Origin of the sequence: Nocardia sp. NPDC052112 (genome assembly GCF_040680135.1) — a bacterium.
Lineage (GTDB): Bacteria > Actinomycetota > Actinomycetes > Mycobacteriales > Mycobacteriaceae > Nocardia.
Genome location: NZ_JBFAWD010000003.1, coordinates 274,698 through 289,689, shown reverse-complemented (window position 1 = coordinate 289,689; position 14,992 = coordinate 274,698). Strand labels below are relative to the sequence as shown.

Sequence of the window (14,992 nt, the reverse complement as noted above, 5' to 3'; positions counted from 1 at the left end):
GGCGACCTCAACCCTGTCGCCGGACGAATTCGAGCCCGCCGGGCACCTGGAAGGTGGGCGTGATCTCGATCAGGCCGAGGTTCACGTGTCGCGGTGCGTCGATCGCGAACTCGACGGTGTCGGCGATGTCCTTGGTCGTAATGGATTCGTAGCCTTCGTAATAGGTCTCCCAGGCCTGCCGCATCGCCTCGGGCGTGCCGCCGAGATTGCGTCCGAAGATTTCGGTCTCCACCCGGCCTGGGCAGATCTCGGTGACCCGGATGCGCTTGCCGATGACATCGTTGCGGAGCTGGCGCGAGATCTGATGGATCGCCGCCTTTGTCGCGTGATAAGCAGTGTGGCCGTAAAAGTTGTACAGACCGGCAATGGAGCCGATATTCACGATATGTCCGAGGTCGCGCTCGACCATGCCCGGCAGCAGCAGCCGGCACAGGTGCAGCACGGCACGTAGATTCACATCGACCATGGCATCGACCGATTCGGGAGTCGCGTCGAGAATATTCCCGGTGGCCGACACTCCGGCATTGTTGACCAGCACGTCGATTTCTAGGTGCCCGGCCGCGCTGGTCAGTGCCGCGGTGTCGGTGATATCGACGGCGAGGGGGATCATTCCGGTCCGTGCGGCCACTTCATCGAGCCGTGCGGCATCGCGTGCGACGCCGTAGACGGTGACGCCACGCTTGGTGAGCGTCTCGGTGATCGCGGCACCCATCCCGGTATTGGCTCCGGTGACGAGGGCGGTTCGGTAGTCGTCGAAAGGCATGACACTCCTTGTCTCGGGTGCGGCAGTGCCGCTGGTGGTCAGAGCGTGTCGCGCAGGGGCAGGTGCGCACGGTCGGTGACGGTGCTGACCGCCGCGAGCGTGCCGAGCGCGGTGGCGACGGCATAGACGGCCGGGACGTAAATGCCGAAATGCGGGATGAGCCAAGTCATCAACAGCGGTGCGGTACCGCCGAACAGCGCCGAGGAGATGTTGTAGCCGAGCCCGTAGGCGGAATACCGGACACGGGTCGGGAACAGTTCGACGATGAGGATGTGGATGACTGCGGTGTGTCCGGCGAAGATGACGGCCATGATGCAGGCGCCCAGCACCGCGAGTGCGAAATCGCCGGTCGCGATGAGGGCGTAGCAGGGGATCGCACCGATGGCCATCGTGATCGCGGCACCGGCGATCACCTTCTTGCGGCCCAGCTTGTCCGACAGCGCGCCCATGAACGGAATCGCGATGCTGATCGCGACCAGACTGGCGGCGGTGACGATAAGTGCTGTGCCGGTGGAGAATCCGATCTTGTCGCCCTTGAGGAAGGTCGGCATGTAGGAGAACAGGACGTAGTAGCCGGAGCCGTTCATCAACGGGATGAACAGGGCGAGCAGCATGGCCCTGCGGTGTTCGGGCGTCGCGAACGCTTCCCGCAGCGGGTTGCGTGCGAGTCCGCCGGATTCCTTGAGCTTGTCGAAATTCGGGGTGTCGCTGATGGCGCGGCGAATGTACCAGCCGATCAGGCCCATCGGGATCGCGATGAGAAAGGGAATCCGCCAGGCCCAGCTGCCGAATCCGCCGCCGTGGATGGCATTCGCGTTCAACCACGGGGACATCGTGAATGCCACGAGGGTGCCGGTCAGCAGTGCGAGGAAGGAGGCGATCTGGGCATAGCTGGTGATCAGTCCGCGCTTGCCTTCGGGCGCATGTTCGGCGAGGAAGGTCATCGCACCGGCGGCCTCACCGCCGACCGAGAATCCCTGTGCCAATCGCAAGGCGATCAATAACGCCGGTGCGGCGAGACCGATGGCCGCGTAGGTCGGCAGGACGCCGATACCCGCCGTCGCGACGCTGATCAGCATGATGACGAAGACGAGCATCTTCTGGCGGCCGAACTTGTCGCCGAGGATGCCGCAGATCACCGCGCCGAGCGGCCGCACGAAGAACGAAATCGCATATCCGGCGAAGACCAGTAGCAGTGCGTCACTGGACTTGGAGACGTCGAAGAACACGATGGCCAGGGCGGTCGCCATGAAGGCGAAGATCCCGTTGTCGTAGAGCTCGACGAAGATGCCGACGCAGCCGGCCAGTACGACCTTGCGGATCGAGCCGGACGACGCCGCAGTTGTTCGGTTGGCGGGCACGGACCCGGCCGGGGCCGGAGAGATCGTGTCGGTCATGGGTACTCCAGGTGACTGCGTCGGATGTGGTCTGCACGGGGCCGTTGCGTGGTTACGCAAGCGTGCCGACCGGGCTGGTGGAAAGTGTTGGTGTGGATGGGAATTCGGAGACCGTCGAAGGCGTGTGCCACGCGGGCACGTAGTCGATCGATCGCCGCCTGCTGCGCGCGATAGCGGCGCACCGCATCGGGGATGCCGGTGTGCCGGAACCGCACTCGCTGACCTGGCCGGGCCTGGCCCAACCGCGACAAACTGATTGCCGTGACGACCGCGAGCACCGGGTAGCCCGCTGTCACGCCCCGGCCACGGTGCAGTACGAGCAGTTCGTCTCCGGCGGGCACTTCCACGGCACCGATCGGTACGCCCCGGGACAGGACCTCGGTCCGGCTCTCGCGCTGCGGCACGGCACCCTCGGGACCGAGCCGGAGTCCGATGTGATTGCTGTTGTCACCCACGACGAACGAGGTCTCGAACAGCCGAGTCGCGGTACTGCCGAATTCCGCGATATCGGGACCGTCGGTGACATCGATGGTCCAGCTTCCGGTAAACGCGGGTTGCGCAATGTCGAAGTGGAACAGCGGAATTCGGAAATGCGGGTGGTCGAGCAGCGGCCCGTCGACCTCGACATCGATGTTCGCATCTGTTGTCAGTTGTCGACCGAAGCCGAGCACCGGATCCGGGGCGCAGCTGTCGAGCAGATAGTTCGCGGAAATCGTCCCGTGCACCGCGAGGTAGACCCGGAGTCCGTCGCGGATGCCGCTGACGGTGAGTTCGGTGCCCGCGGCCCAGATGAACGGCTGCCACTGGGCGCGGCCGACACTGTCGACGCGCACATCGGCGGGTGCGCCGGTGACCGCGACGAGCAGATCTGTGCTCGCGACGGCACCGAAATCCAGTGCGACCAGTTCGAGCAGCGGCGCTGTGCGCGCGCTGCCGACCAGGGCGTTGGCGACCTCGGCGCTGTACTGGTCGAGCGCACCACCGGTCAGCTGTCCGATTCGCGAGGCTCGGCGGCGGCCCAGATCCTGGATGGCGGTGATCCCCGGAGTCGTCACGGTGATGGTCTCAGCCATGCAGCACCCCCTCGAACCGGGACCATTCGTGGGCCGCGATGGCATGGAATCGAAACGTATCTCCGGGTCGGAACGCGGACAGCGGCTCGGTCGTCGGGTCGACGATGGTGCGCGGGGTGCGGCCTATTACGGGCCACCCGCCGGGCGCGGGCCGTGCCGAAACGACCGCCTGTCGACCGGCCACCGCCACGGCTCCGGCGGGTACGTGCGGCCGCGGGACGACCCGTCGGGGTATCGGCCGCGGAAAGGCGGGTCCGTCGAGCATCGGCGCGCCACCCGGAGATCCGAAGCAGCGCATGGTCAGTGGCGACGATCCGTGCACGCGGATCACCTCGGCCGGGGACAGCCCGAGTTGGTCGGCCACCTCGTCGAGATCCGGACCGTACTCGCCGCCGTAGACCACGGGGATATCGAAATGCCGCACCGGCCGTGGTTGCGGTGCCACCGGGTTCCGCAGGAGACTGGTGAGCAGCTCCCGAATGTCGTCGTGAGTGCTTGCCGCGCAGTCGAATTCGATGAGTACGGCATCGTAGGCCGCAATGACGCCGGTGATCGCGAGGCGGTCCGCGGCAGTGTCGAGGGCGGCCGCGATCGTGTGCACCGTTCGCCAGCACTCTTCCCGGTCGGCTCCGAGCGCGGTGACGCGTACGGCGGAATCACCGCAGTCCGCGACCTGGAAGGCTATGCCGGACATGGTTCGTTTTCCTTACCGGCGCGATCCGCGAGCACCTCGGCCAGCGGGGCGATGTGCACACCTGCCGCATCGAGCGCGGTCCGGATCGCCCGCGCGCTGCGCACCGCCTCGGCGTTGTCGCCGTGCAAGAGCAGTGTGTGCGGCTGGACGGAAAGCCTTGTGCCGTCCACGGATTCGATGATCTCCTCGGTCACCATGCGGACCGCGCGCCGGGCGAGCACCTCGGGGTCGTGAATAATCGCGCCCGGCTCCGAGCGCGGGACGAGGGTGCCGTCGGCGCGATAGGCGCGGTCGACGATGCCGACGATGCCGACGCGAATCCCCTGTGCGTGCGCGTGGTCGGCGAGTTCGCCGTCCTGGGCGAGCACGATGAGGTTCGGATCGAACGACCGGACGGCATCGACCACCGCGCCGGCGTAGTCGGCGCGGGTCGCCACCAGGTTGCCAAGTCGGCCGTGCGGTGCCACATGCGACACCGTGGTGCCGTGCGCGACGGCGAAGGCATGCAGTGCGCCGAGTTGGTACAGCACATCGGTGCGCACCTCGTCGGCCGAGAGGTCCATGGCCCGCCGACCGAAGCCGACCAGATCCGGGAAGCTGGGGTGCGCGCCGACGCCGATGCCGCGGGCAACGCACTGGCGCAGCGTCCGGTCCATGGTTCGCGGATCGCCCGCGTGGAAGCCGCAGGCGATATTGGCGGAGGTGAGGACGTCGAGCAGTGCGTCGTCATCGCCCGTCGTCCACGCGCCGAAACTCTCGCCGATATCGGCGACGAGATCGATTTTCCATGTCATGGATGCCTCCGCGGGGTGGGAAACTGCGAGCACCGTATGAGTGAACGTGCGGTGTAAGCCGACGCTACGCAGGTTCTCCCGAGTGCGGGTAATACCGGTTTCGGGTGAGGTGATAACGAACCACTATGGTGTCTGAGCAGCGGCTATGCTGCGGGCTCATAATGTCGGCCGGAAATGCGGTACCGCCGCGTTTCCGTAGGGCAACAATACGGAAACCTCGGCATGAATGGGTCGGGCCGTAGGCGGCAAAATGCAAATCACGTCCCCGGCTCATGCCGCAGCGATATCGCGTGCGGCGAGAAAGGTGGATCGACGACGTGGATACCCGACGCTTGTTCTCGTTCGTGCGCATCGTGGATGCCGGGAGCATCACCCGCGCCGCCGATATCCTGCACATCGCGCAGCCCGCGCTGAGCCAGCAGATGACCGCCCTGGAGGCCCAGTTCGGTCAGCAACTGCTGATCCGGCACAAGCAAGGCATCGAACCCACCGATGCGGGCCGGGCCCTGTATCGGCACGCGCAGATCATCCTGCGCCAGGTGCAGAGTGCGCAGGCCGAGGTGAGTGTGGTCGGCCGCGAATTGGCCGGTGGGGTTTCGGTCGGGCTGGCCCCCTACAGCACCGTCAATGCGATCGCTCTGCCATTGCTGACCGCGGTCCGCGAACGGTATCCGAGCATTCTGCTGCACATCAACGAGAACTTCGGTGGCGTACTCAGCGAGGCGATGATGACCGGACGGATGGATATGGCGCTGCTGTACGACGCCGGACCGATCAAGGGTGTGACCTTCGAGCGACTGCTCACCGAGGAACTGATGGTCGTCGCACCGACGGGGACCGGTCTGCCCGGTACTACCGGTTCCGCGGTCTCGATCGCGGAACTGAAGGGCCTGCCGCTGCTGCTACCCGGCCCGATGCACACGATCCGGAAGGTGGTCGAGCAGGCCTACGATCACGCGCTGGAACACGCGCATGTCGTCGGGGAGGTGGAGTCGGTCGCGCTGATGGCGCAGGCCGTGCGAAATGGTTTGGGCGCCACTGTTCTACCGCTTTCGGTGGCTCGTCGGATCATGACCGTCGACAATCTGGAACTGCGTCGCATCGAACCGGCGATCACGGTCCAGGTATCGCTCGGTACCCCGACCAATCAGCCGCTGTCCAAACCGGCGGAGGCCGTACGCGAGCTATTGCGCTCCGTCGTCGCCAACTACGTCAGGAGCAGTGCGGGGCGCACGGCTCAATAACCCCGTCGGATATCGATGGTCGCGAGCAGCGGTTGTCCGGCGGCGAACCGTTCGACATTCGCCGCGACGTGATCGGCCAGTACCGCGGTGAGGCCGGTCGCGGGATTGGCGATGTGCGGTGTGACGATGGCGTTGGGCAGCGTCCAGAGCGGATGGCCCGCCGGAAGCGGTTCGGGTTCCGTCACGTCCAGCGCGGCGCCGCCGATCGTTGCCTGCTCGAGTGCGTGTACCAGCGCATCGGTATCGATGAGCGCGCCACGGGCCACGTTCACGATCCAAGCCGTCGACTTCATGCTGGCGAGTGCATCCGCGTCCACGAGGTGCGCGGTGTCCGGTGTCGCGGGTGCGGCGATTACGAAATGATCTGCCCGAGACCAGATCTCGGTTGTCTGGTCCGCGGCGACCGTCTCGGCGGCGCCGGGCACCGGAGTGCCCGACCGGGTGACCGCGAGTACCCGCGCACCGAATGCGGTGAGCAAGGGGATCATGGCGCGGCCGATGCCACCACAGCCGACAATGGCCACAGTCGAGCCGTACAGCGTACCGACGCGAGGATCGAAATCCGTCTTGTGCCAGGATGTCGCGCGGATCTGCTCGGCAAGGATCCGCACACCGGCGAGCAGCAGCAATACGCCGTGTTCGGCGACATTGCGCGCATACGCGCCGGCCGCCGAGGTCCAGACGCGACCGTCATCGATGATCCCGGCGCAGATCCAGGGTTCGACGCCAGCGGAGGGCAGCTGCACCCAGCGCACCGTGTCGGGAAGCCGGTCCGGGAAGGTGGCCGGTCCCTGCGTCCACACCACGGCGTCCGCATCGGCAAGTGGAACGAGAATGCCGCCGCCTCGCTCGATTCCCCTGGCGAGGGCGGAATCGGAATCGGGGCCGAGATGGATTCGGGGACGGCTGATATTCGGCACGGTTGCCTTTCGAGCTGGAAATGGATCACACGACGGCGGTCAAACCGCCGTCGACATACAGGATCTGGCCATTGACGAAATCCGACGCCGGGGAGGCGAGAAACAGCAGCGCACCGACCAATTCCTCGGTGCGTCCCCAACGCCCGGCCGGTGTGCGCCTGGTGAGCCAGGCGCTGAAATCGGCGTCGTGCACCAGCGCGGAGGTCAATTCGGTGGCGAAGTAGCCGGGCGCGATCGCATTGACCTGCAGTCCGAGCGGAGCCCAGTCCGCGCACATGCCGCGGGTGAGCATCTTCAGGCCACCCTTGCTGGCCGCATACGGCGCAATCCCCGCTCGGCCCAATTCGCTTTGCACCGAACAGATATTGACGATCTTGCCGCGTCCGCGTTCGACCATCGCACGGGCGAATTCGCGTCCCACGCAGAAGGCGCTGAAGAGGTTGGTATCGAGGACGCGACGGAAATCGGCGTCGGAGAAGTCGAGCAGCGGACTGCGGTGCTGGACTCCGGTGTTGTTCACGACGATATCGACCGGGCCGATCTCGGCCTCGACCTGCTGTGCGGCGGCGGTCACCTGCGCGGAGTCCGTCGCATCGAATGCACAGATATGGACTGTCGCGCCGGTCTTGTCCGCGATCTCGTCGCGGCTGCGGGCGAGTGCCGTGGTGTCACGGCCGTTGAGGACGACCGTGGCTCCGGCCTCGGCGAGCCCGGTTGCCAGCGCATATCCGATACCGCGGCTCGAGCCGGTGACGAGGGCGATCTTGCCCGCGATATCGAAACTCCGGTGCGCACTCACCGCGCCACCGCCGGGTCCCGCGCGAAATCGACCACCGAGCGAGCGATCTCTTCCGGTGCCGCCGCGACGTCCAGTACGACCCCGAACTCATCGGGCTCGAGGGGCTCCAACAATGCGAGTTGCGAATCGAGGAGGACGGGCCGCATGAAATGCCCGCGTCGTGCCGACATGCGCGACCGAATTGTGGCGGGCACGCCGTCGAGGTGCACGAACGCGACCGACTCCGAGCCATTTCGGAGCACATCCCGATACCGTCGCCGCAGCGCGGAACAGGCAACTACACCGGCACTTCGCGTGCGCAGCCAATCGCGTACGGCCGTGAGCCACGGTCCCCGGTCCGCATCCGTGAGTGGAATGCCCGTGGCCATCTTCGCGACGTTCGCAGGGGGATGCAGATCGTCGGCATCCAGGAACTCGGCGCCTGTTATCTCGGCAACCTGGCGTGCGATCGTCGATTTCCCACAACCCGTCACGCCCATCACCACGATATGGGGTCGCCGCTCGCCGCCCATGAATATTCCTGTCCGCCGGTGGTTCAGATACGCAGATCGACCATGCCCGAACCCACCGCACGAGGGCAATGATCAGGCGATACCGGTTTCGGAGGACGTCATAACGAAAGGTGAGGGCTGAACGTGATCAGATCGCGGTGCCGATATCCGTGGTGACCAGGTGGTCGAGGGCACGCTCGGCCACGGCGGCGATCGTCATCGACGGATTGCAGGCCGCGGCATTGCCCGGCAGCAGCGCGCCGTCGACCACATAGAGACCGCGCTGACCGAGAACCCGGCCATCGAGATCGCAGACCGACCCCATGCTCGCGCCGCCGAGGGCATGCCAGGTAGACGGGAACAGTGCGTTGGTATCCACCAAAATGCTTGTCCGGCCCGCGATTCGGCGCACGGTCGGATCGATGTGATTGTTCTGGATACTCGCGTCGCCATCCTTCGGCCACTGCAGGATCGCGTCGTCGGTCGCCGAGTCGTAGACGAATCGGCCCCGGTCCGCGCTGACGCCGTATCCGACCAGCATGGTGCTCTTGGGGTCCATCGACATCGGCGGTATCGACGCCTGGATTACGGTGAACGCGGCCTGCGGATCGTCCCAGTTCTTACTTCCGTAGACCACGGGACCACCCTGTGCCGCACCGAAATCGGCGATGGGGTCGGTCCAGACGTAGATCCGGTCGGCATTGGTGCCCCACTGCTGACCCAGCCCATCGGGCAGGTCCGGAATCTTCCCCTGCGCACCGGCCCGCACCAGCAGCTTGGTGGTGTTCAGACTGCCCGCGGACAGGACAAGGGCATTGGCCGTGATGATCTTGTTTTCCAGGACATTGCCGGAGGTGTCGAGCCGTTCGACGTACACTACCCAGCGCCCGTCGGCGGCGCGTTCGACATCGGTGACCTGGTGCAGCGTCTGCACCTCTACCCGTCCGGTCGACTCGGCGGCGGCGATATAGGTGACATCGACCGAATGTTTACCGCCGTTGTTCACGCCCATCGCGCCGTCGCCGTTGGTGTAGGACGGTTTCATCTCGCCCCGCAGCTCGGCGAGTGCGTAGTTCCAGTCGATGGGCATCGGAATCTTCGACAGCGGCAGTCCGGCTTGGCGCACATGGTCACCGAATATGCGCGCGGCCGTGTAGTTCCGGTTCGCGATCAACTCATCGGGCGCCTCCGCGAGGCCGAGCATGCGGGCCACCCTCGGGTAATGCACCCGATCCATGGTGGCCCAGTCGAGTTCTTCGGGCAGATTCGCATCGAATACCGGCTGCGTGGGCTGTAGGGACATGCCCTGGTAGATCAGCGAGCCGCCACCGAGGCCCGCCGCGCACAGGGCGGTCATATTCGCTCCGGACACCGCCTCGACCAGGCCGGTATAGGGTTCGAAAACCAGTGGCGCACCGAATAGGTTCGGGCTGGACCGGTACCAGAGCACCCGCTTGTCCAGGGCTGAGGCGCGCGGAAAGGTTTCCGCATTCGGCCCGGTGGGCCAGCGCATCCCGCGTTCGAGCAGCAGCACCGGGACGCCCGCCTGGGCCAGGCGCAGCGCGGTCACCCCGCCACCGAATCCGGATCCGACGACCACGACCCGGCGTTCCTCCCGGGTGAGCGGGACGCTGTTGACGCGTGCGGCGATACCGTGCTCTTGGGTGGTGGTTCGGGAGCCGAGTATGGCGACACCGGCCGCTGCGGTTGCGGTCAACAGGGTTCGGCGGGTGATCACCGACATGCGCGTCCTCACTCACTATCCGGACTGTCTTGTCCGGTTGGCTCGACAGTCTGCTGGAGACCGTCGGAGGAGTCAAGCGGTAGCGTTGCGTGGATGACAGCGTCGCGTCGAGCGAACCCGGGGCCGAAAGCCGCTGCGGAAAATCGGGCGGCTCTGATACGAGCGGCGCGAACTGTGTTCGCGGAGAACGGTTTCGACGCACCGCTGACTTTGATAGCGCGCGCGGCGGGTGTCGGACAGGGCGTGCTGTACCGGCATTTTCCGACCAGGGAGAGCATGGCGCTCGCGGTATTCGAGGAGAATATCGTCGAGATCGAAGTACTCGCCGCCGACCCGGCGACCACGGTAGGGGATGTGCTGGCCCTGATCGTCGATCAGTTGACGGCATCCGCGGCTTTCATTGCCATGATCTACCCGACGAATACCGAGGACGAGCGGCTGCTCGGCGCGGCATGGCGGCTGCTCGGCCTCATCGCCCAACTGCTCGACGATCCGAGCCGCCGCGGCGATATCCGCGCCGATATCACAGCGACGGACATCGTCATGGCAGTGGCGATGCTGGCGGCCCTGCTGGCGAAGACCGACCCGAAATCCAGGCAGGCCACCTCCCGGCAGGCGTGGGCACTCTTGGAGCGTGGTCTGCGCGAGTGATGTACCTGGTACGGGTGTGTAGTAGCGCGCCGCGTGCCGTGGGATCGGCGAGTACGGTCTCTACCATGAGCAAGGCGGTAGTTGAGCTGTCGCATCCGATCTCGGACGGCATGCTCACCTATCCGGGCCTGCCCGGACCGCGAGTCACCCCACATATCGCGCGGGACCGGTCGGCGCTGGTCGATATGACCTACGAGATCGCCCGCGTGGATACCGTCGGCAATACCGGGACATATATCGACGCTCCCTTCCACTACCACGCCGACGGTGCCGATATCGCCGAGCTGCCGCTGGAACGGCTGTTCAACGTGCCGATCCTCATGATCCGCGCGGCGGGAGTTCGCGCCGTGGGACCGGATGTGCTCGGTGACCCGGCCCGGCTGTGGGGCAAGGCCGTGCTCGTGCACACCGGATGGTCGACGCGGTGGGGTTCGTCCGCGTATCGGGGTCCGGGACATCCGTTCCTGGTCGGTGAGGTCGCCGATGCGCTGGTCGCCGCGAATGTGGCGCTGGTCGGCATCGACTCGCTCGATATCGATGACACGTCGCTGCCGACGCGGCCGTGCCACCATGCGCTGCTCGGTGCGGGAATCCCGATCATCGAGCAGATGACGAACTTGGACGCGGTCCCCGACACCGGTGCCAGGCTGGTCGCGCTGCCGGCACCGGTGCGTGGGATGGGCTCGTTTCCGCTACGCGCGGTTGCCTGGACCGATCACTCAGTATTTGGGTGAGCTCGGCGGCCGGTAGGTCGGATCGACCAGGCGCATGCCCGCGATGTCATCGCGATTGTGCCACTGCGGCAAGGCTTTCCAGCGGTCGTGCAGGTGACCGAGTGCGTCGGTGTCGAGTTCGATGCCGAGGCCGGGTGCGTCGGGGACGGTGACGGCGCCCGCCTCGAAAACGATGGGTTCGGCGATCACATCCTCCGGTTGCCATGGGTAGTGGGTGTCGCAGGCATAGGTCAACTCGGGGACGGTGGCGGCCACATGCGTCATTGCCGCCAGGCTGATTCCGAGGTGGGTGTTGGAATGCATACTGACGCCTTTGCCGTAGGCATGGCACACGGCGGCCAGGTCACGCGTGGCGAACAGGCCGCCCCAGAAGTGATGGTCGGACAGCACGATCTGGACGGCATCGATATCGAAGGCGGGCCGCACCTCCTCGATCGAGGTGACGATCATATTGGTGGCCAACGGCATTCCGGTGCGGCGATGCACTTCGGCCATATCCTCGCGGCGGGCGGTCGGGTCCTCCAGATATTCGACGACGCCCGAAAGTTGTTCGGCGACAGTCGTCGCGCTGCTCAGCGACCAACCGCCGTTGGGATCCAGCCGCAGCGGATGATCCGGGAATGCCTTGGCCAGCGCCTCGATCGCGGCGACTTCCTCCTCCGGCGGAAATACACCGCCCTTGAGTTTGAACGAGCGGAATCCGCCATGAGCGGCGAACTTCTCGGCCAAACGGACGACGCCGTCCGGATCGATGACCTCGCCCCAGTCGTCGGTCGGTGCATCGGGAAGCGGATGTTCGGCCCATTTGTAGAACAGGTAGCCGGAATAGTCGACCCGGTCGCGGACCTTGCCACCCAGCAAGGCGTGCACCGGCAGGCCGAGTTCGCGACCGTGGGCGTCGAGTGCGGCGGACTCGAAGGCCGATATCACGCTGAGGCGGACCTTGTCGGTGGTGAGGGTGCCGCGCAGTCCGCCCGCGATCGGGTTGTCGATCAGCACCTCCCCGGTGGTGTTCGTGCCGAGCAGCCGAATGGCGTTGACCGCGGCGACCGGCATACCGATCAGTCGCGGGGCGAGGTCGGCCGCCCGATCGAGGTAGATCTGGTCGCCGTAGGTCTCGCCGAGACCGCAAGCGCCACTGTCGGTTTCGATCTCGACAATGAGGCGCGGCGTATACGGCTGGTGCACGCCACCGACATTGAGCAGGGGAGCGTCGGCGATGAGAATCGGGGTCAGTCGAACATCGGTGATCACGGGGGACATCTCAGTCTCGCTTTCCGTCGACACGGCGCGGCAGCCGCCACGGGTTGGCCTCGCGCAGGGCGGGTGGGAGCAGTTCATCCGGGAAGCCCTGCCAGGCGATCGGCCGCAGGAAGCGGGTGATGGCGGCCGTGCCCACCGAGGTGGTGGTCGGTGCGGTGGTGGCCGGATAGGGGCCGCCGTGCTGTTGGGCCCAGCTGACGGTGACGCCGGTTGGCCAGTCGTTCCACAGCAGTCGGCCCGCGAGTGCGGTGAGGGCGGGCAGCAGGGGACGCACATCGTCGATCTCGGAGTGCTCCGCCACGATCGTCGCCGTGAGGCCGGGTTCGAGTTGATGCAGAACCTGTGCCAGCTCAACGGGATTCGCGTATTCGACAACCAGTGCGGCCGGGCCGAAGCATTCCGCCTGCAGGGCCGCGCCGGCCGACAGGAAATCGGTGGCGCGCACGCTGAGCAAGGTCGGTGCCAGCACAGGTGCATCGAGGGATGGCGCCGAAAGTGCTGTTACGGTGGAATTTTCGCGCAACGTGGTGACGCGGGATCGGAAGCCGTTGCCGATGTGCTCGTTGAGCAGCGGCTGTTGTGGTACGGCCGCGACCGCGGCGGTCAGCGCGTCGGTGAGTCCATGACCCGAAGGCAGCAGCAGCACACCGGGTTTGGTGCAGAACTGCCCGGCACCGAGGGTGAACGATCCGACGAAGCCCTCGACGATCCGCTGTCCGCGTGCGCGGATCGCGCCGGGGAAGACCACTACCGGATTGACGCTGCCGAGTTCGCCGTAGAACGGGATCGGGCGCGGCCGTGACGATGCGATATCGAACAGCGCCCGGCCGCCCGCCAGGGAGCCGGTGAACGATGCGGCCGCGATATCCGGATGCCGCAGGGCGGTAATGCCCACATCGACGCCGTGAATAACCGCGAAGGTGCCGGCCGGCGCACCGGCAGCCGTCAATGCTGCTCGCACAATCGCGCCGGTCCGCTCGGAAAGCCGTGGGTGGCCGGGATGTGCTTTGAGGACAACGGGACAGCCCGCGGCCAGTGCCGAGGCGGTATCGCCGCCCGCGACACTGAAGGCGAACGGAAAGTTGCTCGCGGCGAATACGAGCGTGGGTCCGATCGGCACGAGGCTGCGCCGGATATCGGGTCGCGGTCCCATCGGCCAACTCGGATCGGCGTGATCCACGGTGGCGGCGAGGAATTCGCCGTCGGCGAGCACCTCGGCGAACAGCCGCAGCTGGAAGGTGGTGCGGGTCAATTCGCCACGCAGGCGCGGTGTTTCGGGCAGATGGGTCTCGGCCGCGGCGAGCGGTACGAGTTCGTCGGCCGCCGCATCGAGGGCATCGGCGATATGGGTGAGCCACTGCGCGCGTTCGGTGGGTGTGGTTTCGGCGAGACGGCGCGCGGCGTCGGACGCCGCGGCGATGATGCGTTCTACTTCGTCGAGGGCGGTGTCCATGCCGACCTCGTCGCCGGACAATGGGGACATATGGTTCCTTTCATAGAGCGGGCGGCAGCGAATCGAGCAGTTCGACGACTCGGTGCAGCGCTGGATTGGCGCAGTCGCGTCGCCAGATCGCGTGCAGGACAACGGGGTCCTCGACGCCGATGAGCGGCCGGAACCGCACGCCGTCGGGGTGCAGATGGGTGGCGGTTTCCGGTACCAGGGCCAGGCCGCGTCCGGCGGCCACCAGCGCGAGCATGGTGTGCACCTGGGTGAGTTCGTGGGTGGCGGTGTAGGGCACGGCGGCGAGGATGCCGGAGACCAGATCGGCGAAATACCGGGCCGGGCCAGGCGCGTATACCAGCAGGGTTTCGCCGCCCAGTTCCTCGATCGCGATCGGATCGGCACCGGCCAGCTTGTGCTGTTCCGGGACGGCCAGAATCAAGCCTTCGGAGTGCACCAGCCGGGAATCGAATTCGGTGCGGTCGAACGGCGGACGGGCCAGCGCCAGATCGAGGCTGCCACTGCGCAGGTTCTCGAACTGGTCGGAACTCACCATCTCGCGCAGCACGATCTCGACGCGATCGGGTCCGCTCCCGATGCGGTCGAGGCTCGCCTCGATGTGATTGAGAAAGGGGCCGAGGAAGCCGAAGCCGGAGGCCGCGGTGAACCCGATCCGGACCGTGCCCGCCCCACCCGCGGCGACCAGGCGGGCGGTGCCGGGCGCCGCGCCGGCCAGGGCCAGCAGGCGGCGCGCCTCGGTCAAGAAGACCTCCCCGGCCGGGGTCAGTTGGACCTGGCGCTGGGTGCGGTCGAACAGTTCCACGCCGATATCGCGCTCGAGCTTCTGGATCTGGCGGCTCAGCGGCGGCTGTGTCATCCGCAGGCGTTCGGCCGCCCGCCGGAAATTGCCCTCCTCGGCCACCGTGACGAAGCCGCGGACCTGCTCCAGCGACAGCATCGACATCGTTCTCCTCCTGCGTTGTG

15 protein-coding genes are annotated in these 14,992 nt (G+C 66.3%); 3 read left to right on the top strand and 12 right to left on the bottom strand.

Annotation, left to right across the window (positions count from 1 at the left end; translation table 11 throughout):
- Positions 1-7 precede the first annotated feature (7 nt).
- From AB0L58_RS07345 to AB0L58_RS07325, 5 genes are read right to left on the bottom strand one after another with little or no spacing between them, the layout of a single operon-like run.
- Positions 8-763, bottom strand: coding sequence for an SDR family oxidoreductase (locus AB0L58_RS07345; protein WP_364382583.1), 756 nt, complete (start codon positions 761-763; stop codon positions 8-10).
- A gap of 38 nt (positions 764-801) precedes the next feature.
- Positions 802-2,160 carry an MFS transporter gene (locus AB0L58_RS07340; protein ID WP_364382580.1) on the bottom strand — a complete coding sequence of 453 codons (1,359 nt, stop codon included), beginning with the start codon at positions 2,158-2,160 and terminating at the stop codon, positions 802-804.
- Entirely contained in the window at positions 2,157-3,233 is a 1,077-nt protein-coding gene (locus AB0L58_RS07335; protein WP_364382577.1) for a biotin-dependent carboxyltransferase family protein, read from the bottom strand. The genes AB0L58_RS07340 and AB0L58_RS07335 overlap by 4 nt, the downstream gene beginning before the upstream one ends.
- A complete protein-coding gene (locus AB0L58_RS07330) occupies positions 3,226-3,927 on the bottom strand; it encodes a carboxyltransferase domain-containing protein (RefSeq protein WP_364382574.1) in 702 nt (233 codons plus the stop codon). Before AB0L58_RS07330 ends, AB0L58_RS07335 begins: the two co-directional genes overlap by 8 nt.
- Positions 3,915-4,721, bottom strand: a complete 807-nt coding sequence (locus AB0L58_RS07325) for a 5-oxoprolinase subunit PxpA (protein WP_364382571.1) — start codon at positions 4,719-4,721, stop codon at positions 3,915-3,917. Before AB0L58_RS07325 ends, AB0L58_RS07330 begins: the two co-directional genes overlap by 13 nt.
- A 332-nt stretch (positions 4,722-5,053) precedes the next feature.
- Between AB0L58_RS07325 and nac the strand changes: the two genes are divergently transcribed.
- Positions 5,054-5,965, top strand: a complete 912-nt coding sequence (nac, locus tag AB0L58_RS07320; protein ID WP_364383198.1) for a nitrogen assimilation transcriptional regulator NAC — start codon at positions 5,054-5,056, stop codon at positions 5,963-5,965.
- Here the strand turns inward: nac and AB0L58_RS07315 are convergent.
- From AB0L58_RS07315 to AB0L58_RS07300, 4 genes are all read right to left on the bottom strand, one after another.
- A complete protein-coding gene (locus tag AB0L58_RS07315; RefSeq protein WP_364382569.1) occupies positions 5,959-6,885 on the bottom strand; it encodes a D-isomer specific 2-hydroxyacid dehydrogenase family protein in 927 nt (308 codons plus the stop codon). The two genes, nac and AB0L58_RS07315, sit on opposite strands and share 7 nt — an antisense overlap.
- A 25-nt stretch (positions 6,886-6,910) precedes the next feature.
- Positions 6,911-7,684, bottom strand: coding sequence for an SDR family oxidoreductase (locus AB0L58_RS07310; protein ID WP_364382566.1), 774 nt, complete (start codon positions 7,682-7,684; stop codon positions 6,911-6,913).
- Complete coding sequence (locus tag AB0L58_RS07305; protein ID WP_364382563.1) at positions 7,681-8,196, bottom strand: gluconokinase; 516 nt, start codon at positions 8,194-8,196, stop codon at positions 7,681-7,683. The genes AB0L58_RS07310 and AB0L58_RS07305 overlap by 4 nt, the downstream gene beginning before the upstream one ends.
- A 127-nt stretch (positions 8,197-8,323) precedes the next feature.
- Positions 8,324-9,919, bottom strand: coding sequence for a GMC oxidoreductase (locus tag AB0L58_RS07300; RefSeq protein WP_364382560.1), 1,596 nt, complete (start codon positions 9,917-9,919; stop codon positions 8,324-8,326).
- Between the two features lie 93 nt (positions 9,920-10,012).
- On the opposite strand from AB0L58_RS07300, the gene AB0L58_RS07295 reads away from it, so the two are divergent.
- Together AB0L58_RS07295 and AB0L58_RS07290 are read left to right on the top strand one after the other, a co-directional pair.
- The gene (locus AB0L58_RS07295) at positions 10,013-10,570 is read left to right on the top strand and encodes a helix-turn-helix domain-containing protein (RefSeq protein WP_364382557.1); all 558 of its coding nucleotides are present in this window, start codon (positions 10,013-10,015) and stop codon (positions 10,568-10,570) included.
- Positions 10,571-10,635: 65 nt separating this feature from the next.
- The gene (locus tag AB0L58_RS07290; protein ID WP_364382554.1) at positions 10,636-11,304 is read left to right on the top strand and encodes a cyclase family protein; all 669 of its coding nucleotides are present in this window, start codon (positions 10,636-10,638) and stop codon (positions 11,302-11,304) included.
- Here the strand turns inward: AB0L58_RS07290 and AB0L58_RS07285 are convergent.
- From AB0L58_RS07285 to AB0L58_RS07275, 3 genes are read right to left on the bottom strand one after another with little or no spacing between them, the layout of a single operon-like run.
- Complete coding sequence (locus AB0L58_RS07285; protein WP_364382551.1) at positions 11,290-12,567, bottom strand: glucarate dehydratase family protein; 1,278 nt, start codon at positions 12,565-12,567, stop codon at positions 11,290-11,292. The two genes, AB0L58_RS07290 and AB0L58_RS07285, sit on opposite strands and share 15 nt — an antisense overlap.
- Position 12,568: 1 nt before the next feature.
- Entirely contained in the window at positions 12,569-14,050 is a 1,482-nt protein-coding gene (locus AB0L58_RS07280) for an aldehyde dehydrogenase (NADP(+)) (RefSeq protein WP_364382548.1), read from the bottom strand.
- Between the two features lie 10 nt (positions 14,051-14,060).
- Positions 14,061-14,972, bottom strand: a complete 912-nt coding sequence (locus tag AB0L58_RS07275) for a LysR family transcriptional regulator (RefSeq protein ID WP_364382545.1) — start codon at positions 14,970-14,972, stop codon at positions 14,061-14,063.
- Positions 14,973-14,992 lie beyond the last annotated feature (20 nt).